Source organism: Pseudomonas sp. H3_A02 (assembly GCF_054671965.1).
Genome location: NZ_CP162807.1, coordinates 456,998 through 482,492 on the forward strand (window position 1 = coordinate 456,998; position 25,495 = coordinate 482,492).

General features: G+C 63.4%; 17 protein-coding genes. 12 read left to right on the forward strand and 5 right to left on the reverse strand.

The window, feature by feature from the left end; translation table 11 throughout:
• Positions 1–9: 9 nt before the first annotated feature.
• The 5 genes from AB4N80_RS01925 to cobG all read right to left on the reverse strand — a co-directional run bounded on the left by AB4N80_RS01925 (position 10) and on the right by cobG (position 11,812).
• Positions 10–7,065: a TcdA/TcdB pore-forming domain-containing protein gene (locus tag AB4N80_RS01925; protein ID WP_460080438.1), complete on the reverse strand. Its 7,056-nt coding sequence runs from the start codon at positions 7,063–7,065 to the stop codon at positions 10–12.
• Positions 7,066–7,445: 380 nt separating this feature from the next.
• Entirely contained in the window at positions 7,446–9,143 is a 1,698-nt protein-coding gene (gene cobJ / locus AB4N80_RS01930; protein ID WP_460080442.1) for a precorrin-3B C(17)-methyltransferase, read from the reverse strand.
• The gene (locus AB4N80_RS01935; RefSeq protein WP_018608198.1) at positions 9,143–9,874 is read right to left on the reverse strand and encodes a precorrin-2 C(20)-methyltransferase; all 732 of its coding nucleotides are present in this window, start codon (positions 9,872–9,874) and stop codon (positions 9,143–9,145) included. Before AB4N80_RS01935 ends, cobJ begins: the two co-directional genes overlap by 1 nt.
• The gene (locus AB4N80_RS01940) at positions 9,874–10,500 is read right to left on the reverse strand and encodes a precorrin-8X methylmutase (protein WP_003197389.1); all 627 of its coding nucleotides are present in this window, start codon (positions 10,498–10,500) and stop codon (positions 9,874–9,876) included. The genes AB4N80_RS01935 and AB4N80_RS01940 overlap by 1 nt, the downstream gene beginning before the upstream one ends.
• Positions 10,493–11,812 (reverse strand): precorrin-3B synthase, encoded by a 1,320-nt coding sequence (gene cobG / locus AB4N80_RS01945; protein ID WP_460080446.1) that lies wholly within the window; start codon positions 11,810–11,812, stop codon positions 10,493–10,495. Before cobG ends, AB4N80_RS01940 begins: the two co-directional genes overlap by 8 nt.
• A gap of 505 nt (positions 11,813–12,317) precedes the next feature.
• Here cobG and cbiE point away from each other — a divergent pair.
• The 12 genes from cbiE (at position 12,318) to urtA (ending at position 25,341) form a co-directional block, all read left to right on the forward strand.
• Positions 12,318–13,529 (forward strand): precorrin-6y C5,15-methyltransferase (decarboxylating) subunit CbiE, encoded by a 1,212-nt coding sequence (gene cbiE, locus AB4N80_RS01950; protein ID WP_460080449.1) that lies wholly within the window; start codon positions 12,318–12,320, stop codon positions 13,527–13,529.
• Positions 13,522–14,619: a cobalt-precorrin-5B (C(1))-methyltransferase gene (locus AB4N80_RS01955; protein WP_460080451.1), complete on the forward strand. Its 1,098-nt coding sequence runs from the start codon at positions 13,522–13,524 to the stop codon at positions 14,617–14,619. The genes cbiE and AB4N80_RS01955 overlap by 8 nt, the downstream gene beginning before the upstream one ends.
• Positions 14,616–15,353 (forward strand): cobalt-precorrin-6A reductase, encoded by a 738-nt coding sequence (locus AB4N80_RS01960; RefSeq protein ID WP_460080454.1) that lies wholly within the window; start codon positions 14,616–14,618, stop codon positions 15,351–15,353. Before AB4N80_RS01955 ends, AB4N80_RS01960 begins: the two co-directional genes overlap by 4 nt.
• A gap of 329 nt (positions 15,354–15,682) precedes the next feature.
• A complete protein-coding gene (locus AB4N80_RS01965) occupies positions 15,683–16,081 on the forward strand; it encodes a DUF2946 domain-containing protein (RefSeq protein ID WP_460080458.1) in 399 nt (132 codons plus the stop codon).
• 46 nt (positions 16,082–16,127) lie between these two features.
• Complete coding sequence (locus AB4N80_RS01970; protein WP_460080461.1) at positions 16,128–16,607, forward strand: copper chaperone PCu(A)C; 480 nt, start codon at positions 16,128–16,130, stop codon at positions 16,605–16,607.
• A gap of 57 nt (positions 16,608–16,664) precedes the next feature.
• On the forward strand, positions 16,665–17,051 hold the full coding sequence (locus AB4N80_RS01975; protein WP_305471143.1) for a DUF2946 domain-containing protein: 387 nt from the start codon (positions 16,665–16,667) through the stop codon (positions 17,049–17,051).
• Positions 17,052–17,135: 84 nt separating this feature from the next.
• Positions 17,136–19,262: a TonB-dependent copper receptor gene (locus tag AB4N80_RS01980; RefSeq protein ID WP_122567253.1), complete on the forward strand. Its 2,127-nt coding sequence runs from the start codon at positions 17,136–17,138 to the stop codon at positions 19,260–19,262.
• Between the two features lie 163 nt (positions 19,263–19,425).
• A complete protein-coding gene (locus AB4N80_RS01985) occupies positions 19,426–20,805 on the forward strand; it encodes a PepSY-associated TM helix domain-containing protein (RefSeq protein WP_460080465.1) in 1,380 nt (459 codons plus the stop codon).
• A 200-nt stretch (positions 20,806–21,005) separates the two neighbouring features.
• On the forward strand, positions 21,006–21,794 hold the full coding sequence (locus tag AB4N80_RS01990) for an ABC transporter ATP-binding protein (RefSeq protein ID WP_122567255.1): 789 nt from the start codon (positions 21,006–21,008) through the stop codon (positions 21,792–21,794).
• Entirely contained in the window at positions 21,791–22,738 is a 948-nt protein-coding gene (locus AB4N80_RS01995; RefSeq protein ID WP_122567256.1) for an ABC transporter substrate-binding protein, read from the forward strand. The genes AB4N80_RS01990 and AB4N80_RS01995 overlap by 4 nt, the downstream gene beginning before the upstream one ends.
• Positions 22,735–23,745 carry a FecCD family ABC transporter permease gene (locus AB4N80_RS02000; RefSeq protein ID WP_305469519.1) on the forward strand — a complete coding sequence of 337 codons (1,011 nt, stop codon included), beginning with the start codon at positions 22,735–22,737 and terminating at the stop codon, positions 23,743–23,745. Before AB4N80_RS01995 ends, AB4N80_RS02000 begins: the two co-directional genes overlap by 4 nt.
• A 330-nt stretch (positions 23,746–24,075) precedes the next feature.
• Entirely contained in the window at positions 24,076–25,341 is a 1,266-nt protein-coding gene (gene urtA, locus AB4N80_RS02005; RefSeq protein ID WP_025211599.1) for an urea ABC transporter substrate-binding protein, read from the forward strand.
• Positions 25,342–25,495: the final 154 nt, after the last annotated feature.

Here is a 25,495-nt window from a genome sequence, read left to right on the forward strand (position 1 = left end):
GGAGGCGGCTTATTCTGCAAGCGACGCTGGTGCCAGCAGCTCTTTCAGGGTTGCACTGCCAGTCGCACCCAGACCCTTTAACCGCGCCACGAACGTCGATACCGGGCGCGATTGCGCAGCGTTGAAGCCCAGGCCTATTTCACCGCGCAAGACCGGATCGACGGAACACACATCACGCAGGATCAAGCAGCGTTCACTGTCCGGATCGACAATGACCAGGTGCGCCTGGACGATCTCGAACAGGAGTTTTCCAGGCTCATCGAATGCCCAGATCAACGTGCTCGCCGTGGCGGGTGTTTCACCCAAGGCAGGACGACAGTCGACAATGACCGACTCCAGCTTCAGCCACACCGCCTTCGTCAAATGGCAGGTCTCCACGCCCTGGCCCATGCGCAGGATCAACCGGTTGACCTCATCGGGAATCAGCGGCAAGAGATCGCGGCCGATCTTCTCCCCCTCGACCACCAGCACCTGAGCGTTGCGCTGGACGTAATCGAACGGCCCGATGCTGCGCTTGTCCGGATAGATCAGCACCCGTCCAGCCTGGTGCTCGTGCAGCAGCACGTTCACCTGGGCTTGAGTGCCTAGCAAGGTAAAGTCCTCGGGCAAGTTCTTGCCGGTGACCCGCAGCAGCCGGGCACTTTGCACGTCGTACCATTGCAGGCTTCCGGGCTCGGACTCCACCGAGACGAACTCGGTATGTTGCGCCGCGTCCAGCAATCGCTGGAGGGCTTCGACCAAGTGATCGCCTTGGGCGCTCACCCAGGCGTGGTTGACCCCGGTGATGGTCGCCGTTTCCTGATGACGCAGCGCCAACGACACACCGTCCACGCTGATGCCACGCAATCCAGTGCCTTCGGGGGTGACGTCGGCGAACCGCCAGCCCGTCCACTCGCGCTGATAAGCTGGCAGGCTGGCGCCCGGCAACAGTTGCGAGCCGGCGCCGAATACCTGATCGAGTTGCTGCGGATCGAAGAATGCCTGGTTCATGACTTCACCACTCGACCGATCGAACAGCCAGACCGACTGATTGTCCGGCGTCACGCCGAGCAAGCGCACTTCCTTGTCGAACCCCGGATCGCACAACAACAATCGGTGCTTCACGTACCAGGCACAGAGGTTGCCGTCACCGGCGGCATTGCGCAGGCCGGCAATGGCGAAATCCTTGTCCGGGTAACCCGTGGCCAGCGGCTCCAGCGCCTGCCACCATCGGGCACGGTCCTTGAGCCAGTGCTCACTCACGCCGGCAAACTGCAACGTCCCTTGCGCCGCCAGGTTGAAAAACAGCCCGTTTTCATCGAGCGCCACGTAGCCCCCTTCGACAGCCAGGATCTGCTTGAGTCCGTCGGGCTGCACCCAGCGATGCGTCCATTGCGCCTTGCCGTCCTTCACGCTGCGTTGCAGCCGGCAGAGCGTTTGGTTGGGGGTGACGCGCTGGTAGACGAAGAACACATCGCTGTCATCGGCCATCGGCAAGAGCATCAGGCCGTCCAGGTGCTTGATCGAATCGTCCCAGCCACGGGCATGATGCTTGGCCGGTTGTGCAAGGATCAGCTGACGATCACGACGGCGGACCCACGCCATGTCTCGGACATCGGGCGCAATCGCCCAGCAGATCGAAACATACGGCGCCGGCTGCCAATCGACGGTGGTGAGCCCATTGTCCGAAGGCCCGGAGGGCAGTCGCAAAAAGTTGCCGAGCACGGACGACCATTCAGCCAGGGTATCGTTGGCCAACAGCAGCGCTTGCAACTGCGGCGCCGTATCGTAGGTGACGGAACTCAACCACAATTGCCCGTCATGAATCAGGTAGCGGTATTGCCGGACGGTTTTATTCTCGACGAGGTATTCCTGCACCACATGAATCACGCCCTGGGCGTCCGCCTCGACGCTGCGAATGGTGCTTTGACCATCCTGGATGAGTAACAGGTAACGGCGCTTGAGCAGGCCCGTGGCGCAGTCCGTTTGCCAGATCTGCAATTGCTCCGGGTCGTGGAAATACGCGGAGCCCTCCAGGACCACCGACAGCTGCGGTTCGCCGAGCACTTCCAAGTCGTCGCGAATGTAGAGGAAGCGGTCTTCGTGGGCGTCATACCAGGCCGTGGTGTAGCGCGGTAGCCGGGGATCCTCGAACGGGATCTGGAAACGCTGGACCGGCGTATACGGCAGCGCCAATCGGTGCTCCCGCGCCAGCTCCTTGTAGCGGTCAAGCAGCGCCTGCTCGTCGAGCCCCGCGGGCGCCGTCTGCTCGACCAGGTCCAGTTGCTGTTTGCCTTGGGTGACGCTGAACAACTGCTCGGCCGTGCGGATCAGCACTTCCTGGCGGCCGACACGGGTGACATGGACGCTGCCGATGTACAGCTCGCCGGAAGGCTCAACCCGGATATCACGCTCCTTGGCCCAGGTTGCCTGCAACACCCAGCGGCAATACGTCTGGTTCGGAGCGACAAGCCGTATGTCGGCCCCGGGATTGAGCATCACGGTACAGCGCCCGCCCGCGCCCCTGAGCCAATAGAACACCTTTCCTTGCCAGGCATCCGGCAGGACGGGAACCACCAGTGTGCGCTCCAGCGCATCCAGGTTCACCTTGATGACCGTATCGCCATACACCGGGCTCAGGCGATTGAGGATGTAGTCGGAAGGAAACGAATAGAACGAGAACAGAAACAACCAGGTGCCGGCCGCTTGCTTTTTCTCCAGCCGCCGGGCCGTGTCGAAACCGCGATCATGGCGCCAGCGGGCGAAGGGCAGCGCCTTGTATTCATAACCGTACGTGGTTTGTGGCGTGCAGGGCAGCACGATGGGTTGGCCAGCGGGCGGCGCGAACCCGACCTGCCCGGGCAACCCTAGCTCCCGGCGAATATCGATGGTCCGCTCGTCATCAGGATCGAAGCTCGGCACACCGAAATGATCGCGCAGCGGGTACAGCTTCGGGCTGTCGAGCAGCAGCGTCCCCTCGTTCAGGTCGATGCTTTTGACCAGCAGTGACGGCCGTGCCACCCATGCGGCCAGCGAGTGATCGTAGTGGTAGCCGTCACCACGGTAGGCCTGCTCCAGTTCGGAGAAAAACTGGCCGACTTGCCGTGCCTCGCGGGCGATGGTGGCAAACCCCTGGGCCAGGGCTGCGACCCCGACGGCCAATCCACCGAGCATCACCCCCACGCCGCCGAGCACCGCCGCTGCGGTCGATGCCCCGGCCAACCCCGCCCCGACGCCGCCCGCCGTCAAGGCCAGGCTGGCAGAGTCGAAGGTCAGTTGGGTGCCGAACTGCGCGGTCTCGATGCCGGTTTGCGCAGTCTTCAGTTGATAGATATCGAAGCCGACATTGGCCAGCCCCAACACCGCGCCGACGCCCTCGTTGGCCGCATGCCCCAGGGCCTGGCCGACAATCGGCGCGCACGTGCGGGCGATCAGCCGTTCTTCCGTCAGCGCGGTGCGGGCCAACTGCACCAGGCCCGCCACGTCCACGACATTGCCATGCACCAACTGCGCATAGTTGACGTAGGCGTGCAGGCGCACCGCAGTGGTCAGCGTTCGGTCATCCCCTTCCCGGCCGCGCAAGACATTCATCAAGGCCTGGATGGTGAAACCGGCATTGAGGGTATGGACACTGCTGGCCTCGGTCGGGTCCAGGACACCAGCCGTTTCCACGGGTTTGCGCGCCAGGGTCGAAAACTGTTCCGACAGCCAGTTCTTGATCCGCAACAGGCGCTGATCGTCGCTGAGCACCTGAACCGGCTGTTGCGGTTGCGCGGGATCGATCAGGCTCACCCGGTATTTGCCTTCGGGGGTGATTTCCAGCGTGTCGAACAAGGGCACCAGCGACGTCGCCGAGTCATGCAAATCCTGCAAAGCGACCGTTGCCTGGGCGATCTGCTGGCCCCACCAGTGGCTATCCAGCTCGAGCAAACTGCTGCCCAGGTGTGAGTTGTCCACCAGGGATCTACCGTGGGCACTGTTCAGCCGCTGGCGAATCGCGAGCGCCGGTTTTCCGGGCAACGGGTCGGGCTTGAGCAGGTGCTCCACGGTGAACCCGTCAGCCAGTTCCAAGCCGGCGATCTTTTGGCTGTGCAGATCAATCAGATCGAATTCCGGTCGAGCGTCAGGGCCATAGGCGGCGTAGTAGCGAGCCATGCCCTCGATCCGGAAAAACGTCTCCAGCGCCCGTTGCAGGCCATCCGCATGGTCGAACTTGCACAGGCCGAAGTTGGGGTCGAAAAAATGATAGGCGACACGTTCTCCGCTGACGGTCTTGGCCACCAGCATCGAATGGTTGTCCGAGTTGAGCATCAGCGTACGAGGGCCAATGTGCTTCTCGAGCGTAGCCCTGACCTGATCCAGGCTCGCCTGCCCCAGACGCGTTCCGACATCCGTCATCGGTACGTCCCGCAGCGCTTCCAGGGTTTGCAGGAAGGCTTGGGAATCGGCTTGCCCGGGGTCGAGCACCGCGAGGAAGAAACGCTCGCGCAAGTGCCCGGAGGAAGCATCGCCCTGGGCAAGCGCTGCGCTCATCACCAACGCCAACGGATAGCAGCGCCCGCCAATGGCCTCGCCATCACCGTTGAGCAGCAAATCCTGGGGGACCATTTGCACACCGGCATGACCGAATCCGTCCAACACTTGCGCGGAGCGTTCGACGACCTGGAGACGGTGCTCCAGGGTCGCCACTTTCTGGATCCGCGCGACATGACGGCCCCACTGAAGCAGCGTCCGCGCCTGTTTCAAGGCGGTTTTCTTCAGCTCCAACGCGCTGTCGGACGGCAGCGGGGTATCCGCCGGATCGCTCACCAGGCCGTTCATGAACCCTGCCGCCTTGCGCTTGAACAATTGCCGCTCGATGACCGCGTAACGGCCGGACACACCCTGTTCGGCAACGCTGTTGGCCAGGTTCTCCAGCTCACTGGTGGAAGCGTTGAAGCGCGGGTTATCCAAGGTGTCCAAACCGAGCAACACGCCCAGTGACAACCTTTGCACAGGGCTGACCTCAATGACGCGCCGGGTACCGCTGGCGATCTCGTTCAGCACGTCGTCGATCCCCAGGCTTTGCATCTTGGCATCGCTCAGGAACACCGGCACCAGCGTATCGGGCGCCTGGCGCCGGATACGCTGGCGATCATCGAAACTCAGCGGCAACGGCTTGTCGAAACGGATTTCACCGTCATGGCCCTGGCTCATCGCCTCGAGGAACGGCTCACCGAGCCCCTCGACCAATCGTTCCAGCACATCGGTCAGCAGCACCGCCCGCCCCTCGATCAGCGGCCAGCCCTGTTGGAACTCCACGGTCGAATGCTTGAGCAACTGCGTGATGTCGCCGCTGTAGCGCGTGCGGTACTGACCTTCACGCCAGCGTGCCTGCTCATTGGCGACCCATTTTTCGGGTTGGTTGCCATTTTCTTTCCAGGAGTGGTCCTGCTCTTCTTCGGTGGCGCTGTTCACCGTCAGGTGGGGGGCGATGCCCGCCTCCTCGCGCAAGGTCTTGGCAACTGCCGTGCTCAAGTGCGCGTTCGCGTAGTCGGCCATGCCGTCGCGCATGGCACCGGGGCCCGTCAGATGGACAGTGCCTTCGCTCTCAAAGCGAATGCCGTCGCCGAAATGGGTGGCCACGGCCGATATTCGCGCGATAGCCCTGAGCACTTCACCCATCGGCAGGCGGCTCAGCGGTCCATCGGTTTGTTCGAAGATTTCTTCCACCAGCCCCAACATGCCAGCAACGTCGCTCAGGGCAACATCGCGCTGGGCGGCCAGTTGGACCGACGCTTCAATCAGCGCGTAGTTGGAGCGCATACGATCAATCACGCTTTTAAGAATCCCGGCGCCCGGATGGGCCATCAGAAAGGCATTGGATAACGACAGCTCCATGCTCAAGGCCCGTAGCGCGAAAGGCCGGGCCAGCCGCTCCGCCGGCAGCTCGAAGACCTCGCTCAAGCTTGGCCGGCTTCGCGCGAACGCTTCCAGTGCCGGAAGGTGCTCGGCAGGTATATGCACACGATAACGGGAGGAGGCCTGGCGACCCGGCATCCATTCGGGGTTCTCGTTCAGCAGCAATTGCAGAGTGCCCAGACGGGCATCGTAGTCAAAACCGCTGATGTCGACGCCGCCCAGGGTCGCCGATAACGGCGGAAGGTGGTCGATATCGGTATAACTGCCACCTTCGGCGTACAGGACTTCCGCGCGCACCACATCCGATGCCGCCGCCATATTGCCGAGCAAGCGCATCTCCCGGTCATAGACCTCCTGCAACTGCAGCGAAACCGCACCAGCGGCAAGATCACGCAACGTGAAGCCGTCCATGTCCAGGACAGTGCGCCGATTGCGTTCCAACTGTTGGCGCAGCACTTGCGCATCCTGACCGTAGGCGCGGGTCAATAAATCGATCCGGGCCTCATCGGCGGATCCGCCATTCGCCACCGTGGCATTGATATGGGCCTGCATCTGTTGTTTCAGAACAAGGGCATGTTCGTTGTACAGGCCACCCAACTCGACTTCGGTAATACGCTCATCCGGGTCTTGTAAAAAAACATTGGCCTTGGCGGCCTCGACAATAAGCTTATTGGTTTGCCAAGCCAGTAATGCATCGCTGTCATACCAGAGATTGAGGGTATAACCTTGTCGGGCCAACACCTCTCGCCATACAGTGAGGTAATCGCGCTGAATATCGCCAAGGCCACCGCCGAGCCAGACGAAGTGAAACGTCTTAGGCACTTGCGTGGGCAACTTTTTCATCTGCTCGGTACTGAACTGAAGGCGCGCTTCATGCTGTTCGACTCTGTCGTATATCTGCGGCAGGTCAATCCCGGCACCGGCAGGACTGGAGATATGCGTATCCTGGCTGCGCTTGACCCTGCGCTTGCCCACCAGCTTGGCGAGCGTCTGCTTCAAGAGCCCTAATGGCTCGAGCAGCCTGTGGGAATCCGGCATGCCGATACAGGCAAAGTAATAACGGATGACCGTGTCGTAGTGCTCAGTGTTCTTGTAAGGCAACAGTGCCCAGTCGAGGTCGGCCAGTTTGAAAAGGCTGATGAAACCGACCGAGCTTTCGCCGGTCTTGATGTTCGCTTCCTGCATAAAAGATACTCCTCGGCCTGTTCTGCCACATAAAGAACAGGCACATAAAAACGCCGCCACCAGAACGTGTTCTGGCGAGCTGTTATTCAACTAATATTTTGCAACTTGGCGATCCCTGAACGTTTCGCCAAACACTGACAAGCGCACACCGACAACTTATCAGGCATGCAAACTAACGCTTAAAACCCAGCAACTCAAACAGGAAGGCTTTCAATGCATTTCAAAGGAGAAATAAGACTACAACTTGCTATTTTATTTATACGGACGACAACTAAAGTGAAAAAATCGAGAGCGCAATTCTGAAGCCCATATTCATCCTGTGGCGAGGGAGCAAGCTCCCTCGCCACGCTAACTCCCCCAGCCCAGAACAGGGTCGCGGTTCAGGCAGGTTTGGCCCCATACCAACGAGGCGTGTACACCCAGCTCCCACCGGATGCGCGCGGGAACACGCAGGTGGTGGAAGAACCGATCAGCACCATGGTGCGCATGTCGACCTGCTCCGGGGTCAGTTGCCCCAACGTAGTGACACGCAAGGTCTGGCCCGGGCGGCCGATATCACGCCCCAACACCACCGGCGTCTCCGGCGTTCGGTGCAGGGCGACGATCTCCAGCGCACGTCCCAATTGCCACGGTCGCGCACGGGAAATCGGATTGTAGAAGGCCAACGCCAGGTCGGCTTGGGCAGCCAGGTCCAGGCGTTTTTCGATGATCGACCAGGGCTTGAGATTGTCCGACAGCGACATCACGCAGAAGTCATGCCCCAACGGCGCACCAGCCTGGGCAGCGGTGGCGAGGGAGGCGGACACGCCGGGCAGGATCTCCAGGTCAACCTGATGCCAGGCTGGGTCGCTGGAGTCGTGCAGCGCTTCGAGCACCGCCGCCGCCATGGCGAAGACACCCGGGTCGCCGGATGACACCACGATCACCGAACGGCCTTGGGCAGCCAGTTCAAAGGCGTGGCGAGCGCGCTGCATTTCTTCGCGGTTGTCGGTGCAGTGCAGCACTTGATCGTCGCGAAACGGACCGGCCATGCGCACATAGGTTTCGTACCCGAGCACATCGGTGGCTCGCGCCAGTTCGGCTTTCACCGCCGGGACCATCAACTCGGCCGCGCCCGGTCCCAGGCCGATCACCGCCAGGCGTCCACGCGGACGACCGATCCGGGCCACCTCCAAGGGCTGCGCGGCGACGGCGATGGCCAGGTTGTCCGTCGTCGAAAGGAGGGTCGCCGCCGGCACCGAATCGCGGGCCAAGGTGGCGGCATCGCCGGTCGCCGCCACAAAGCGCAGCGCCACCCCGAACTCCAACGCGGCTTCACGCAAGGCCGTGCTGGCCATCAGCGTCTCCGCCGCCACCAGGCACGCCAGGCTCGCAATCGCCACGTTGGCTTGCTGCAACGCTGCACGAACAGCGCTTGGCAAATCAGCCACCTCGGCGCTCACCACCACCGCGACACTGCGCGGATAAATCAGCAGCTCATGGGCACTCGCCTCACGTTCGGCATGGCCAACGTGGATCGTGCGTCGGGCTTGCGGATCTTGCGGCAACTGCGCCTGATCCAGCCACGGTGCTGCGCCTTCGATGCGCACCGATTCACCGGCCAACAGGTCGGAGACGAAGCGCTTGCCTTGCTCCAGGTCGCCAAGGCTGTAGCCGCTAGGCGGGTTGAGCAGGCAGGTGCCAAAACGCAATTCGCCGCTGGTGGTGATCGCCGGCGCGACATGCAGCGTGGCCGCGATGTCCCGGGCCATACCATTCACCCCGCCCAGGCCGCCCAACAGCGGCACCACGGCGCTGCCGTCCTCGGCCACTGCCAGCACCGGCGGCTCGGCGCCTTTTTCCAGCAACAGCGGCGCCAGGGTACGGATGACAATACCCGCCGCGCACAGGGCGATGATCGGGGTGTCCTGTTGATAAAGTTCGCGCAATGTCGCGCCGAACTCAAGGTATTGCCGATCCCCCTCGACCCGCCCGGCCAGGCCGTGGATCAGGGCTTCGGGATAGCGCTGCTGGATCCGTCGCGCCGTTGCCAGGCTGCCGGGGCCGAGGATGACGATGGCCGGCGTCTTGGCGGCCATCAACCCTGCCACCGTTCGCCCGGCACGATGATCAGCGAGAAGTACGGCGACGACATCGGCTCGACTTCATCCAACGGCACGATTTTCTGGTTGGCCATGGTCGCTCGCTCGACGTACAGCGCCCGCCCATCCATGCCCAGTTCCTGAAGCACTTGGCGAACCTTGGGAAAATTGCGTCCCAACTTCATGATCACCGCCGCATCGGCGTCGGCCAGGCGCCGCTTGAGATCGTCGTGGGGCAAGACGCCGGAGAGCACCGACAGGCTCTGGTTGCGATAGACCAGCGGTGCACCGAGCACCGAAGCGCCGCCCAGCATCGAGCACACGCCGGGAATGACTTGGGCCTCATAGCGCTCGGCCAGGCGATCGTGCAGGTACATGTAGGAGCCGTAGAAGAACGGGTCGCCCTCGCAGATCACCGCCACGTCGCGACCGGCATCCAGGTGCACGGCCAACTGTTCGGCGGCGGTGTCGTAGAAATCGGCGATCACCTGCTCGTAGGACAGCGGCGCAGGCAGCGCTTCGGTGGTGACCGGGTAGACCAGTGGCAGCAACGTCTGCGCATCCTGCAAATGGGCCTCGATGATGCCGAAGGCGTTGCCCTTCTTGCCCTTGGCGACGAAGTACGCCACCACGGGCGATTCACGCAGCAGGCGCAGGGCCTTGACCGTAATCAGTTCCGGGTCACCGGGGCCCACGCCGAGGCCGATCAGACGTCCAGGCTGCTGCATCATTCAATCTCCGTGGCGAGGGCGTTGACGGCGGCGGCGGCCATGGCGCTGCCGCCCAGGCGGCCTTGCATGATCACGAATGGCACGCCACGGCTGTTGGCCGCCAGCATCGCCTTGGACTCGGCGGCGCCGACGAAGCCCACCGGGAAACCGAGGATCAATGCCGGTTTCGGCGCGCCGGCATCGAGCATTTCCAACAGGTAGAACAGCGCGGTCGGTGCGTTGCCGATGACCACGACGCTGCCCTCAAGGTGTGGGCGCCACAACTCCAGCGCAGCGGCCGAACGGGTGTTGCCCAGTTCAAGGGCCAATGCCGGCACGCTTTCGTCGCGCAAGGTGCAGATAACCGGATTGTTGGCCGGCAGGCGAGCGCGGGTCACGCCCTCGGAAACCATCCGCGCATCGCACAGGATCGGCGCGCCGGCAGCCAGCGCCTGGCGCCCAGCCGTGCCCGCGCCCTCGGAAAACTGCAAGCCATCGATGGCCTCGACCATGCCGCAGGCGTGGATCACCCGCACCGCGAGTTTCTCCAAGTCGGCCGGAATGCGCGCCAGGTTGGCTTCGGCGCGGATGATCGCGAAGGAGTTGCGATAGATCTCCTGACCGTCGCGGATGTAATCAAGCATCAAGGGGGCTCCGGGGGCGAGCGTCGAGCCAGTGGCCGAGCGCTTCAATAGTCAGATTGTGTGCCTGCAACGCGCCGAAACCCGGCAGCGTGGCATCGCGAAAATACAGGTTGTAACGACCGGGGGCGACCGCCAGCAAGGTGGCAGGCGCGACATGGGCCGCCGCGCAGGAACGCGGGCAGCCCGACAGATGAACCTTCAGGGTTTGGCCCTCGCGTTGCAACTGCTCGGCCAGTTGGCGGGCGTCGGCCTTGGTGTCGGCCAGGGCTTTGCCGCAGCCACTGGAACCGGTGCAGGCGATGAGTTGCGCCAGGGGTTGGTCGACCGAAACCAGCAGGCCCAGCGTTTGGAGCTGCGCCAGCACTTCGTCGGCATCCTCGATGCACACGTTGGGCAGCAACAGGCTTTGCCAAGGCGTGAAACGAAGGCTGCCGTCGCCCTTCTCCCGTGCCAACTGCGCCGCCTCCCGCAGCATGACCGCATCGAGCCGGCCAAGGGGCGCTGCGGCGCCGACGTAGACACGATCGTCGTGCTGGGGATGGACGCCGATGTGCAGTCCGTCGTTGGACATATCCCGCTGCCAATCCAGGCAAGCTTGCAGCGGCACGCGACGGGTCAACTGGGCCATGAATTCATCCATGGGGATTTCAGCCAGCAAATGGCGCATGCGGATCTGGTCCGGGCGGGCCAGGTCGAGGAACAGCTCCAGCACCGCTACCACCAAGGCATGCCCCTGGGCCAGGGGCACCCTGCCTGCCGGTTCATCCAGCGGGGTGCCGGCCAAGCCGAAGGCCAGCCAGGGCTCGCCGTCATGGACAAGGGCCGAGAGCCACAGGTCGTGGTGATGTTCGAGCATCGCCATGGCTTCACCGCCGTCCAGTTGCACGGCGAACTTGGCCGACAGTTCATGGAAACGTTCATGGGTTTGCAGGGTGACGAGGATCTGCTCGGCCAATGGACGGGTGTCGAACAGCATCTGCCGATCGATCCCGGCCGCGGGGCTGAGCATCAGATTGCGCACGTCATCGCCAGTCGGGGTTCGAGGCCCAAGCCCGGCGGCCAGCAATTGTTCGATCAACGCAGCGTGTTCGAGGCCAATGCCGCGGACTTGCAGGTTGCCACGGTTGGTCGCCTCGATCACGCCCCCGGCAAACCGCTCGGCGGCCGACGCCACGGCTTCGGCCTGATCCGCCTGGATGGCCCCGCCATCGAGCTTGATCCGACAGATCCCACCGTCCAACGCCTGGACAACACGCAGCAACCCCGGGCAACCCGAAGGGCGGATGACGTTGGAGGATGGACGTTCGTTCAAGGGATAACCGGTAGATAGGCACGCCGCAACGGCGAAGGAGCGCCATTATGCCTGCTTTGCCGGGGGTCATGAAAAGCTTGCTGGTCGGATTGAAGCGAGATTGCTCAAGAACACGGGCGGCTTGTTCCAATGAGGTTGGCTGTTGCGCCGCCATCGCGAGCAAGCTCGCTCCCACAGTTTTGATTGGGTTGTGCACAAACTCTGTGTTCACCCCAGATCCCCTGTGGGAGCGAGCTTGCTCGCGATAGCGGTCTGTCTGAAAAGCTGATGCTGAATGGACCGCCGCCTTCGCGAGCAAGCCCGCTCCCACAGTTTTGGTCAGGTTGTGCGCAAATCCTGTGTTCACCACAAATCCACTGTGGGAGCGGGCTTGCTCGCGAAAGCGGTCTAGCAGCCACAATGATGTTGCGCCAGGCGCCTGATCCGCCGGGGCGCGGTATGATGGCGGCCCGGTTCGCGGCGGCAACGCGCCTGTCGATCAACCCCATTCATTCGAGGAACAGAGATGACCCCCTGGCTGACCGTAGTGGGCATCGGTGAAGACGGCTTCAAGGGCCTGGGCCGAACGGCTCGCCATGCCTTGCTGCGGGCGTCACACATTGTCGGTAGCGACCGGCAACTGGCGCTGCTGCCACTGTGTATCCGCGGCGAGCGGGAGCTGTGGCCGAGCCCGTTCTCCCTGGAACCGCTGCTCGCTCGGCAGGGTGAACCGGTGTGTGTACTGGCCAGCGGCGATCCGATGTTCTACGGCGTAGGCGCCAGCCTGGCGAAACAGGTGCCAAGTGATCAGATGCTGGTCATCCCCGCGCCCTCCTCCTGTTCGCTGGCCGCGGCGCGCATGGGCTGGCCGTTGCAGGAGGTGGTCACGCTGTCGCTGGTGGCGCGTCCCCTGACGGCGCTCAATGGGCATTTATCCACAGGCGTCAGGCTGTTGCTGCTGAGCAACGACCGCCACAGCCCTTCCGCCGTGGCGGCGTTACTATGCGAGCGCGGCTTCGCCCCGAGCGCCATGACCGTGCTGGAGCATTTGGGCGGTGCGGCAGAACGACGGATCGACGGCTGCGCCGCGCAATGGTCCGATGACACCGTCGCCGACCTGAACCTGATCGCCGTCGAATGCCGGGCCGAACCGTCGACACAGCGCCTGTCGCGCCTGGCCGGTTTGCCGGACACCGCGTTCGAGCATGACGGCCAGTTGACCAAACGCGACGTGCGTGCCATCACCCTCGCCCGCCTCGCCCCAACCCCCGGCGAGTTGCTCTGGGATGTCGGTGCCGGCAGCGGCTCCATCGGCATCGAATGGATGCGTAGCCACCCCAGTTGCCGGGCCCTGGCCATCGAAGCCGACGAAGGTCGCCAAGCCTTGATCGAACGCAACCGCGATACCCTCGGCGTGCCCGGCCTGCAACTGATTCGCGGCAGCGCCCCGCAGGCGCTGGAGAACCTGGAGCGGCCAGACGCGGTGTTCATCGGCGGCGGCGTCACCCGCGAAGGCGTGCTCGACGCCTGCTGGGCCCAACTCAAGCCCGGCGGTCGGCTGGTCGCCAACGCCGTGACCCTGCAAAGCGAAATGACCCTGATGCACTGGCGCGAACGTCACGGCGGTGAACTGACCCGGATCCACATCGCCCAGGCCCAGCCATTGGGCGAATTCGACACCTGGCGCCAGGCCTTGCCGATTACCTTGCTGGACCTGACGAAACCTCTCGATGCGTGACGAAACCGCCGAACAACCCGCCCCCCTGCGCAGCGGCTTGACCACCGGCAGTTGCGCCACGGCCACCAGTCTGGCGGCAGCCCGCTTGCTGCTGCGCGGCACCGAAGCCGACGCCGTGGAAATCGTGCTGCCCAAGGGCAAGCAAGTACAGATGCGCCTGGAGTTCTGCCGACTGACCGAGCAAGGCGCCGAGGCCGGGACGATCAAGGACGCCGGCGATGACCCGGACGTGACCCACGGCGCCCTGCTGTTTTCCCAGGTGCGCTTGATCGCCGAACCCGGCGTGCGTTTCGTCGCCGGTCGCGGCGTGGGCACGGTGACGCGACCGGGGTTGGTGCTGGACGTCGGCGAGCCGGCGATCAACCCGGTACCGCGCAAAATGATCAACGATCACCTGGGCCGTCTGGCCGAGGAAAGCGCTTATGCCGGTGGTTTCGAAGTCACGGTCAATGTTCAGGACGGCGAAGCCCTGGCGCTGAAAACCATGAACCCGCGACTGGGCATCCTCGGCGGCCTGTCAATCCTCGGCACCAGCGGCATCGTCCGGCCGTTCTCCTGCGCGGCCTACATTGCCTCGATTCATCAAGGCATCGACGTGGCGAAAACCAACGGCTACCTGCACATCGCCGCCTGCACCGGCAATGCCAGCGAAGACACCATGCGCCGGGTCTACAACCTGCCGGAAATCGCCCTGATCGAAATGGGCGACTTCGTCGGCGCCGTGCTCAAGCATGTGCGCAAGGTGCCGGTGGAAAAACTCAGCCTCTGCGGCGGCTTTGGCAAGATCAGCAAACTCGCCGCCGGCCACATGGACCTGCACAGCCGCCACTCGAGCATCGACCTGCGGCAACTGGCCGAATGGGCGGCCGCCATCGGTGCCGATGAGGCGTTGCAGCAGGGCATCCGAGCAGCCAACACCAGCCAACAAGCCCTGGCCATGGCCAGCGCCGCCGGCATCGCCCTTGGCGACGCGGTGTGCGAGCACGCGCTGGCCTTCGCCCGCAGTGTGGTGCCGGCCCAGGTTCAAGTCGAAGTCTTCGCCATCGACCGCCAGGGTGGGATCGTCGGCCACGCCGGAGCTTTATCATGAAGAGCGTTGTCACGAAACGCATCCTGCTGCTCGGTGGCGTCACAGAAGCCCTGGCCATCGCCCGCACCCTCGGGCCCCGACACATCTACAGCCTGGCCGGCATCGGTCGCATCCCCACGGACCTGACCTGCCAGGTGCGCGTCGGCGGCTACGGCGGCGCCGAAGGGCTGGCGCAATTCATCCGCGCCGAAGGTATCGACCTGCTGCTAGACGCCACCCACCCCTACGCCGCCCAGATCAGCCACAACGCCGCCCACGCGGCCCGTGCCTGTGGCATTCCCTGCTGGGCGCTGCGCCGTCCGGCCTGGCAACCCCGGGCCGGCGATGACTGGCGCGAAGTGGCTGACTGGAGCGAACTGATCCAGGCCCTGCAACCCTTCCACCGCCCGCTGTTCACCCTCGGTCGTGAGCCGCTGCAACATCTGCATGAAATTCCGTTAGAGCAATTCTGGACCCTGCGCGCCCTGGACGTTTACCCCGGTAATGAGCGCTGCGACGTGATTGGGGCCCGTGGGCCGTTTCACATCGAGAGCGAGCGTGAACTGTTCGAGCGACGGCGAATCGACGTACTGGTGAGCAAGAACAGCGGCAGCACGGCTACTGAACCGAAACTGGACGTGGCAAGGGAGCGAGGGGTGCCGGTGTTGGTGTTGAAGCGGCCGGTGTTGCCAGAGGTGGATCGGGAGTTTGGGACGGTGGATGAGGTGTTGCAGGAGCTGCAACAGTTGGCCTGACCGTACAGCCGCACCGTGGCGAGGGAGCTTGCTCCCGCTGGGCTGCGCAGCAGCCCCAAAGAGGTCTCCCGATGAGGGGCCAGCCATGGTCGAAAAATTCACGCGCTTCGACGCTGCCACCTATCTCAATACACATGAGGAAATGGTCGCTTATCGGGTTGCCTGTTTCGAAGAAGATGACGGTGATGGGATACTGGGCGCCTACTTGAAAATCTATTGCTACTGTTAACACCAACCCTGCGACCCTACACCGCACGTGGCTTTTTTACTTCTCAACCCCGATCAGGCTAAATACCGCCACCTGATCGCCCAACCGAGCGGATTGCCCCATGTCCCGACAACGGCTTGCATTTGCCTGGATCGCCTGCTTCGCAGTGCTGTTCAACATGCTTGCCATGCCGCTTTCCAACAGCGCTGGCGCGACGGCCAACTCGCCAGCCGAGCAACTGCTGTGGGGCAGTTTCTGCTCGTCCAGCGGCACGAAAATGGTCGCGGTGTCCCTGGGCACGTTCGAGCAGGGCACGCCACAGCAAGACAATCACTCGACGATGCAACATTGCTGGTGCTGCTCGGGTCCGGCGCCGTTGGTGGCGCTTGCCGGGCATGTCCCGCAGTTGTATCTGGATGCACAACTGGTCCATCGCGGTGCCGTGCACTCGACGCTCGACAGCCCCACGCCACGCCAGCAATGGCCGAGCCTCAATCCCCGCGCCTCCCCTCTGGCCTGATTCTTCCCGCATAAAACTGCGCCCTGAATCGTTCCGGAGAATTGCCATGTTGAACAGACTTATCCTGGCGGCTGCCCTGCTGCTTCCCGTCGGTTTCGCCCAAGCTCACCAGTACAAGGCAGGCGATCTTGAAATCGCCCACCCATGGTCTCAAGAGTTGCCGCCCAATGCGCCGACCGTGGCCGCGTATTTCGTCATCCACAACAGCGGCAAGACGGCGGACAAACTGCTCAGCGTCGAATCGCCCATCGCCGGCAAGGCCGAGCTCCATGAGCATGTGATGCAAAACGACCTGATGAAGATGCAACCGGTGCCCGTCGTCGAGATCGCCCCCGGGGCGACCGTCACCTTCGCGCCGATGGCGTATCACGTGATGCTGCTGGAGCTAACAGACCGCAGCCTGCTCATCGATGGCAAACGTTTCCCCATGACCCTGCATTTCGAAAAAGCCAGGGATGTCACGGTCGACGTTGCGGTGCAGAAAAAAGCGCCCGACGGCACCAAGACACACGTGCACGCCCAGTAGACGTAGCCGCCCGTGCAATCTCTTCGCGCCAGACTGTCCATGCCCCGCCGTCAGCCCATGAGCCTGACACGCGGCAGCTGGATCAGCCTGTTCGCCATGCTGATGATCTTTATCGGTCCGCTGATTTCCCAGTCGATGCCGATGGATCAGCGCATGTCCATGCCTGTGAGCATGAACATGGAGATGAGCATGGACATGACGGCGCACGAAGCGCCGGCAGCCGAACATTGCCCGCCCCAGAGCAGCGAGCATCATGCGCTTTGGGAAAAATGCGGTTATTGCAGCCTGCTGTTTAACTGCCCGGCGCTACCCGGCGGCCACACCTTCGCCGTCTTCGACACACCTCACACCAACACCTACACCAGCCCTTCCCCACGCCTGGGCCATGCCCGGCCAGCGCTCTTCCCGGGTGCCCGCACCCGCGCCCCGCCCCTCGACGCGTAAGCCCGACACTTACCTCACCCCGGTCGCACAAGACAGCCTCAGGCTGCCCGACCGTGTCGTTTATGTCTGTTCGATGGAATCATCATGTCCAGGTTTTCTGCTGGCATCGCGTTGGGCTCTGCCCAGGTTCGCTGCCCCCTGAACGAGCCACGGGTTCGTTTGCGCCAAACCATCGCCGCACTGTGCGGCCTGCTACTCACCCCACTCGTGCTGGCCGATGAGCACGAACATCACGACCATCAGGTCGAAGAACTGAGCCCGACGGTCATCACCGCCATCGCCCCCAGCTCGCCCCTGACCGTCGTCACCAACCCCAAGGATCCGCGCCAACCGGTACCGGCCAGTGATGGTGGCGACTACCTCAAGACCATTCCCGGCTTCGCCCTGGTGCGCAACGGCGGCACCAATGGCGACCCGGTGTTGCGCGGCATGTTTGGCTCGCGGCTGAACATCCTCACCAACGGCAGCATGCTGCTGGGTGCTTGCCCGGGCCGGATGGACGCGCCGACGTCCTACATCTCGCCGGAAACCTACGACAAGCTCACCGTCATCAAAGGCCCGCAAACCGTACTCTGGGGCCCCGGCGCATCGGCCGGGACCGTGCTGTTCGAGCGCGAGCCGGAGCAGTTCGGCGAGCTGGGCACCCGGGTCAACGCCAGCGTGCTGGCCGGCTCCAACGGCCGCTTCGACAAAGTGGTGGATGCCGCCGCCGGTGGCCCGCTGGGTTACGTACGGGTGATCGGCAACACCGCCCATTCGGACGATTACCGCGACGGCAACAACGACACCGTGCCATCGCGCTATGACAAGTGGAATGGCGATGTCACCCTCGGCTGGACACCGGACGCCGACACCCTGTTGGAATTGACCGCCGGCAAGGGCGACGGTGAAGCGCGCTACGCCGGGCGCGGCATGGACGGCTCGCAGTTCAAGCGCGAAAGCCTCGGGCTGCGGTTCGAGCGCTCGAACATCGGCGAGGTGCTGGACAAGATCGAGGCCCAGGTCTACTACAACTACGCCGACCACGTGATGGACAACTACACGCTGCGCACGCCGTCCGGCACCGGAATGATGGCCGGGCCCATGGCCTCCAACGTCGACCGTCGCACCCTCGGCGCCCGCGTCAAGGCCACTTGGCGCTGGGCCGATGTGCAATTGATCAGCGGCCTGGACGCCCAGACCAACGAGCATCGCCAACGCAGCAGCATGGGCGTGGATACCTATAAGGACCTGCCGTACACCAAGGACGCCGACTTCCACAATTACGGGGTGTTCGGCGAACTGACCTGGTACGCCGCCGACCGCGACCGGGTGATCACTGGCGCCCGGCTCGACCGCGCCTCGGCCAAGGATTACCGCCAGAGCATCGGTTCCGGCATGTCCGCTCGCCCCAACCCCACCGCCGACGACACTCGCGCCGACACACTGCCCAGCGGTTTCGTCCGTTACGAACACGACCTGGACGACAGCCCCACTACCCTCTACGCAGGCGTCGGTCACGCGCAACGCTTCCCGGACTATTGGGAGCTGTTCTCGGCGAACGTCGGCCCCAGCGGCTCGTTGAATGCCTTCGACGCGATCAAGCCGGAGAAAACCACCCAGCTCGACTTCGGCCTGCAGTACAAGACCGACACTCTCGAAGCCTGGGCTTCGGGTTATGTCGGACAGGTGCGCGACTACATCCTGTTCGACTACACCCCCGGAATGATGGGTACCACCTCCCGAGCCGAGAACATCGATGCGCGGATCATGGGCGGTGAATTGGGTGCGGCCTACAAGCTGAGCGAGCGCTGGAAAGCCGACGCCACCCTGGCCTATGCCTGGGGCAAGAACAGCAGCGACGGCAGCGCCCTGGCGCAAATGCCGCCACTGGACGCACGCCTGGGCCTGACCTACAGCGAAGACCGCTGGAGCGCCGGGGCCCTGTGGCGGGTGGTGGCGGCGCAACACCGGGTCGATGAGAACAAGGGCAACGTGGTCGGCAAGGACTACGGTAAAAGCTCGGGCTTCGGGGTCTTTTCCCTCAACGGCGCCTACCGCATCAATCAACACTGGAAGGTCAGCAGCGGTGTCGACAATCTGTTTGGCAAAGCCTACGCCGAGCACTTGAACCTGGCCGGCAACGCCGGGTTCGGCTACCCGGCGAGCGATCCCCAGGCCATCAACGAACCGGGGCGCACGCTCTGGACCAAGGTGGATATGAGTTTCTAAAAGCATCGCGGGCAAGCCTTGCTCCCACAAGTACTCCATTGCTGAGGGAACACAACGGGGCCCACAGCAATGACAAAGACTGTGGGAGCAAGGCTTGCCCGCGATCGGTTGCGCAGCAACCGAAAAACATAACAACCCAATTAGCCCTGCGGAGCGCTTTGCAATGAGCCAACCGAAACCGAATTTCTACAACCTGGCCTGGCGCTGGCATTTCTATGCCGGGCTGTTCGTGGCGCCGTTCATGGTGATGCTGGCCCTGACCGGCATCATCTATCTGTTCAAGCCGCAACTCGACCCACTGATGTACGGCAGCCTGTTGAACGTACAGGCCGGGCATCACACCCTGGCGGCGGACGACCTGCTCAAGCAGGTCCGCCAGGCCTACCCCAAGGGCCAGGTCAAACAGTACCTGCCACCGGTCAACGCCGAGCGCAGCGCGCAGTTCGTGGTGATCGACCAGGGCCGGGAACTGAATGTGTTCATCGACCCGTACCACGGCGATGTGCTCGGCGATCAAGATGCGAAAAACAACCTGCAAGCCATGGCCCGGGCGATCCATGGCGAGTTGCTGATCGGCACCGTCGGGGACCGGCTGGTGGAAATGGCCGCCGGCTGGGGCGTGGTGCTGGTGGTCTCCGGCCTGTACCTGTGGTGGCCGCGCGGGCAATCCTCGGCCGGTGTGCTGTGGCCGCGCTGGCACGCGCGCGGTCGGCTGTTCTGGCGTGACTTGCATGTCGTCGTCGGTTTCTGGGGCGCGGCGTTCCTGCTGGTGATGCTGCTCAGCGGCATGACCTGGACCGGCTTCTGGGGCAAGCAATACGCCGACCTCTGGAACCGCTTCCCGGCGGCGATGTGGAATGACGTGCCCAAGTCCGACGTCGAGGCCGGCAGCCTCAACAACGCCCACCGCCAGACCGTCCCGTGGGCGGTGGAAAACACGCCGATGCCGATGTCCGGCGACCATGCCGAACACATGGGCCACGGCAGCATGCACGAAGGCCCCGCCGCCCCGACCGTCAGCCTGCAAGCGGTGCAGGATATCGCCACCGAGCGCCAGGTCACGCCCGGCTACAGCATCACCCTGCCGACCACTGCCAGCGGCGTATTCACCGTCGCCGTGTTCGCCGATGACCCACGCAATGACGCCACCCTGCACGTGGACCAGTACACCGGCAAGGTCCTGGCCGATGTGCGCTGGGAGCACTACAGCGTCGTGGCCCGCGCCACCGAAACCGGCGTGATGCTGCACGAAGGCAAGATGTTCGGCCCGGTGAACCAAATCCTCGTGCTGCTGGTTTGCCTGATGATCCTGCTCAGCGCCGTGAGTGGCCTGGTGATCTGGTGGAAGCGCCGGCCCCAGGGCAAGTTCGGCGTGCCGCCGCTGCGCCACGATCTGCCGACCTGGAAAACCGGGGTGTTCATCATGCTGGCCCTGGCGCTGGTGTTCCCGTTGGTGGGGGCTTCGCTGGTGGTGGTGTGGCTGTTGGACCGGCTTGTTACCCGGTTCAATCGCCAGCCTGAGGCGGCTTCATCTTCAAGCTGAAGACAGTGCGTTAACGGAAGGCGGTGCGAAACCTCTACAATCGTGCCCGCCTTTCAAACACAGAACACCCTCCCCTGTGGGAGCGAGCTTGCTCGCGATGGCGGCAGCACTTCAACAAAGATGCAAGCTGAACCACCGCTATCGCGAGCAAGCTCGCTCCCACAAGGGATGCTTGCGCCACCCATGATTTGAGTAGATGCATGACCTCGCTAACCCTCTCCCATCTCGCCTGGACACCCCTGGGCCATGGCCACTGTCATCACCAGTTCCAGCTGCGTGACGCCACGTTGCAGGTGACGCCCGGGGAGTTTGTCGGGTTGATCGGGCCCAACGGCAGCGGCAAGACCAGCCTGTTGCGCTGCGCCTATCGCTTCAGCCGGCCGGAAAGTGGCGAGGTAAAACTCGAACATCACAACGTCTGGAAACAGTCCTCGCGCTGGTGCGCCCAACGCATCGCCGTGGTGCTGCAAGAGTTTCCCGACGCCTTCGGCCTGACGGTAGAAGAAGTGGTCGCCATGGGCCGCACGCCCCACAAAGGCCTGTTCGACAGCGACAATCACGACGACCGCCGGTTGGTGCTCCAGGCCCTGGAATCGGCCGGACTCGCAGGCTTTGGCGACCATGCATTCGCCACGCTCTCGGGCGGTGAGAAGCAACGGGTGATCCTTGCCCGGGCCCTGGCCCAGCAGCCGCAGTTGCTGATCCTCGACGAGCCGACCAATCACCTCGACCCTCACTATCAATTGCAATTGCTGCAACTGATCAAGGGTCTGGGCATCGGCACCCTCGCCAGCCTCCACGACCTGAACCTGGCCGCCGCCTTCTGCGACCGCCTGTACGTGATCGAACACGGGCGCATCGTTGCCAGCGGCACGCCCAAGGACGTCCTCACCGCCGAGCTGCTGCGCGCGGTGTTTGGCGTCGAGGCCCTGGTGGATGAACATCCGCTGTCCGGCTACCCACGAATCACCTGGATAACCCAACCATGACCTTGCGTTCCCTGCTGTTGCTGCCCCTGCTGCTGGGCAGTGCCCATGCCCTGGCCGAAGCCACCCACTACCCGTTGACGATCCAAAGCTGCAACCGCCAGGTGGTGTTCAACGAAGCCCCTCGGCACGCCGTCAGCCATGACATCAACATGACCCAGATGATGCTCGCCCTGGGCCTCAAGCCACGCATGGTCGGCTACAGCGGCATCAGTGGCTGGAAATCGGTGACGCCCGAGATGGCGAAGATCCTCGATGGCCTGCCGGAGCTGGCCGCCAAATACCCCTCGGTGGAAACCCTGCTCAATGCCAACGTCGATTTTTTCTTCGCCGGTTGGGACTACGGCATGCGCGTGGGTGGCGACCTGACCCCGCAGACCCTGCAACCGCTGGGCATCAATGTCTACGAGTTGACCGAATCCTGCGCGTTCGTGATGAAGCGTCCGGCGGCCTCCCTGGAGGACACCTACAACGACCTGCGCAACCTCGGCAAGATCTTCGACGTGCAGGATCGCGCCAACGCGCTGATCGCCACGATGCAGGCCCAGGTGGCCGACGTGCGCAAGCACTTGCCCGCCCGGCAACCGCGGGTGTTCCTGTATGACAGCGGCGAAGACCGCGCCATGACCTCCGGCCGCCTGGGCATGCCCCAGGCCCTGATCGACGCGGCCGGCGGGCGCAATATTCTCGACGACGTGGAAACCAGTTGGACCCGGGTGAACTGGGAGAACGTGGTCGAGCGCAACCCGCAGGTCATCGTGATCGTCGACTACGGCGAAGTCAGCGCCGAGCAGAAGCAACAGTTCTTACTGAACAACCCGGCCCTGCAGTCGGTGGAAGCGATCCAGCAGCGGCGCTTCATTGTGATCCCCTACGTGCAAGCCACGCCGGGCATCGATAACGTGCTGGCAGTGCAAACGCTGGCTCGGGGTTTCCACGGCCAATGAACGGTCGTCGCTACGGTGCCCTGCTGATCGTCCTCGGCGCACTGCTGCTAGTGTCGTGCGTGGTGTCCCTGGGTTTCGGGCCGGCGCGGGTGCCGGTGGCCGTGGTCTGGGACCTGCTGCTGTACAAGGCCTTCGGTGTGGGCGAGGTGCATTGGACGCCCGGCCAGGAGCATATCGTCTGGCTGATCCGCGTCCCTCGGCTGTTGCTCGGTGCCTTGGTAGGCGCCGGGCTGGCGTTGATCGGCGCGGTGCTGCAAGCGGTCACGCGCAACCCGCTGGCCGATCCGCACCTGCTGGGCGTCACCTCCGGCGCGACCCTGGGAGCGGTGATCGTGGTGTTGCATGTCGGGGAAATCATCGGCCTGTTGACCCTGCCCTTGGCCGCCTTCATCGGCGCATTGCTGAGCATGCTGCTGGTGTTGGCCATCGCTGCGCGCCAAGGTCGTCTGGAAAGTGATCGCCTGTTGCTGTGCGGCGTGGCGGTGTCCTTCGTGATGATGGCGGCGGCCAATCTGCTGTTGTTCCTCGGTGACCATCGCGCCAGTTCGGCGGTGATGTTCTGGATGCTCGGTGGCCTGGGCCTGGCCCGTTGGGAGTTGCTCGCGGTGCCAGCCGCCAGTGTGTTGCTGGGATTGGTTCTGCTGCTGGGCATGGCCCGGCCGCTGAACGCGTTGATGGCCGGCGAACAGACCGCCGTGACCCTGGGCCTGAATGCGGCGAAGGTGCGGTTGTGGATCTTCTTGATCGCCTCGCTGATGACCGGCGTGCTGGTGTCCATCAGTGGCTCGATTGGTTTTGTCGGGCTGATGGTGCCGCACATTGCCCGGCGCCTGGTGGGTGCCGAGCATCGGCGATTGCTGCCGGCCTGTGTGCTGCTTGGCAGCCTGTTCCTGGTGTGGGTGGATGTGGCGGCACGGACGTTGATCGCGCCGGAGGACTTGCCGATCGGGGTCGCTACAGCGGCTATCGGTGGGCTGTTTTTCATCGGCCTGATGCGCCGCCGCTGAGCCATCCTCTTTTCCTGAATCACAAAGCCAACCTGTGGGAGCGAGCTTGCTCGCGATAGCGGTAGATCACTCAGATTAGAAGTGACTGACACACCGCCATCGCGAGCAAGCTCGCTCCCACAGAGGACTTGCAACTCTCTCGCCCCAATGTGGCGCACCTCCTCGCACCAGCCCCCGCAATGCGTTCACTCATGGTGCGTCCGCGCGCACGCATACCCCGCCAACCCCGCGTTTCAACGCCTTCCCCCAACCGGGCACACCCCTTGCAAAAGCGCCTTCAGCGTTTGCATCTGCCATCCAGAAAAACACAAAGACCACGGAGATCGCACAATGAAGCGTCGTAGCTTGATCAAGGCTTTTACACTCTCGGCAAGCATTGCCGCGATGGGCATGGCCTGGACCGTCCAGGCCGCCGAGACCATCAAGGTCGGCATCCTGCATTCGCTGTCCGGCACCATGGCGATCTCCGAAACGTCCCTCAAGGACATGGCACTGATGACCATCGACGAGATCAACGCCAAGGGTGGTGTGAACGGCAAGAAGCTTGAAGCAGTGGTCGTGGACCCGGCGTCGAACTGGCCGCTGTTCGCCGAAAAGGGCCGGCAGTTGCTGACCCAGGACAAGGTCGCCGTGGTGTTCGGCTGCTGGACCTCGGTGTCGCGTAAATCGGTGTTGCCGGTGTTCGAAGAGCTCAATGGGCTGCTGTTCTACCCGGTGCAATACGAAGGCGAAGAGATGTCGCCGAACGTGTTCTACACCGGCGCGGCGCCAAACCAGCAGGCGATTCCAGCGGTGGAATACTTGATGAGCGAAGAAGGCGGCAGCGCCAAGCGTTACTTCCTGCTGGGCACCGACTACGTCTACCCGCGCACCACCAATAAGATCCTGCGTTCGTTCCTGCACTCCAAAGGGGTGGCGGACAAGGACATCGAAGAGGTCTACACCCCGTTCGGCCACAGCGATTACCAGACCATCGTGGCCAACATCAAAAAGTTCTCGGCTGGTGGCAAGACCGCAGTCATTTCCACCGTCAACGGCGACTCCAACGTGCCCTTCTATAAGGAACTGGCGAACCAGGGCCTGAAAGCCACCGACGTACCGGTCGTGGCGTTCTCGGTGGGCGAAGAGGAACTGCGCGGCATCGACACCAAGCCACTGGTAGGCAACCTCGCGGCGTGGAACTACTTCGAATCCGTGGATAACCCGGCGAACAAGAAATTCGTCGATTCCTGGAAAGCCTACGCCAAGGCCAAGAACCTGCCAGGCGCGGATAAAGCCGTGACCAACGACCCGATGGAGGCCACGTACGTTGGTATCCACATGTGGGCGCAAGCGGTGGAAAAAGCCAAGTCCACCGACGTCGACAAAGTCCGCGAAGCCCTGGCCGGCCAGACCTTCGCCGCACCGTCGGGCTACACCCTGACCATGGACAAGACCAACCACCACCTGCACAAGCCGGTGATGATCGGCGAGATCCAGGCCGACGGTCAGTTCAACGTGGTCTGGCAGACCGAGGGCCCGATCCGCGCCCAACCGTGGAGCCCCTTCATCGCCGGCAACGACAAGAAGCCTGACTATGCGGTGAAGAGCAACTGAGCCCATGGGTGTCGGCCCCGGATATCGAGGCCGACACAACTCCCTTGTGGGAGCGGGCTTGCTCGCGAATGCGGATTCACATTCAACATTTTAGTCGTCTGACACACCGCCTTCGCGAGCAAGCCCGCTCCCACAAAAAGCACTGCGCAAGGCC

What these genes read in the sequence shown, in the direction of transcription:
- AB4N80_RS01925 (WP_460080438.1), bottom strand. Translation starts at nt 7,065, where the DNA reads ATGCAGGAAGCGAACATCAAGACCGGCGAAAGCTCGGTCGGTTTCATC.
- cobJ (WP_460080442.1), bottom strand. Translation starts at nt 9,143, where the DNA reads ATGGCCGCCAAGACGCCGGCCATCGTCATCCTCGGCCCCGGCAGCCTG.
- AB4N80_RS01935 (WP_018608198.1), bottom strand. Translation starts at nt 9,874, where the DNA reads ATGCAGCAGCCTGGACGTCTGATCGGCCTCGGCGTGGGCCCCGGTGAC.
- AB4N80_RS01940 (WP_003197389.1), bottom strand. Translation starts at nt 10,500, where the DNA reads ATGCTTGATTACATCCGCGACGGTCAGGAGATCTATCGCAACTCCTTC.
- cbiE (WP_460080449.1), top strand. Translation starts at nt 12,318, where the DNA reads ATGACCCCCTGGCTGACCGTAGTGGGCATCGGTGAAGACGGCTTCAAG.
- AB4N80_RS01955 (WP_460080451.1), top strand. Translation starts at nt 13,522, where the DNA reads ATGCGTGACGAAACCGCCGAACAACCCGCCCCCCTGCGCAGCGGCTTG.
- AB4N80_RS01960 (WP_460080454.1), top strand. Translation starts at nt 14,616, where the DNA reads ATGAAGAGCGTTGTCACGAAACGCATCCTGCTGCTCGGTGGCGTCACA.
- AB4N80_RS01965 (WP_460080458.1), top strand. Translation starts at nt 15,683, where the DNA reads ATGTCCCGACAACGGCTTGCATTTGCCTGGATCGCCTGCTTCGCAGTG.
- AB4N80_RS01970 (WP_460080461.1), top strand. Translation starts at nt 16,128, where the DNA reads ATGTTGAACAGACTTATCCTGGCGGCTGCCCTGCTGCTTCCCGTCGGT.
- AB4N80_RS01975 (WP_305471143.1), top strand. Translation starts at nt 16,665, where the DNA reads ATGAGCCTGACACGCGGCAGCTGGATCAGCCTGTTCGCCATGCTGATG.
- AB4N80_RS01980 (WP_122567253.1), top strand. Translation starts at nt 17,136, where the DNA reads ATGTCCAGGTTTTCTGCTGGCATCGCGTTGGGCTCTGCCCAGGTTCGC.
- AB4N80_RS01985 (WP_460080465.1), top strand. Translation starts at nt 19,426, where the DNA reads ATGAGCCAACCGAAACCGAATTTCTACAACCTGGCCTGGCGCTGGCAT.
- AB4N80_RS01990 (WP_122567255.1), top strand. Translation starts at nt 21,006, where the DNA reads ATGACCTCGCTAACCCTCTCCCATCTCGCCTGGACACCCCTGGGCCAT.
- AB4N80_RS01995 (WP_122567256.1), top strand. Translation starts at nt 21,791, where the DNA reads ATGACCTTGCGTTCCCTGCTGTTGCTGCCCCTGCTGCTGGGCAGTGCC.
- AB4N80_RS02000 (WP_305469519.1), top strand. Translation starts at nt 22,735, where the DNA reads ATGAACGGTCGTCGCTACGGTGCCCTGCTGATCGTCCTCGGCGCACTG.
- urtA (WP_025211599.1), top strand. Translation starts at nt 24,076, where the DNA reads ATGAAGCGTCGTAGCTTGATCAAGGCTTTTACACTCTCGGCAAGCATT.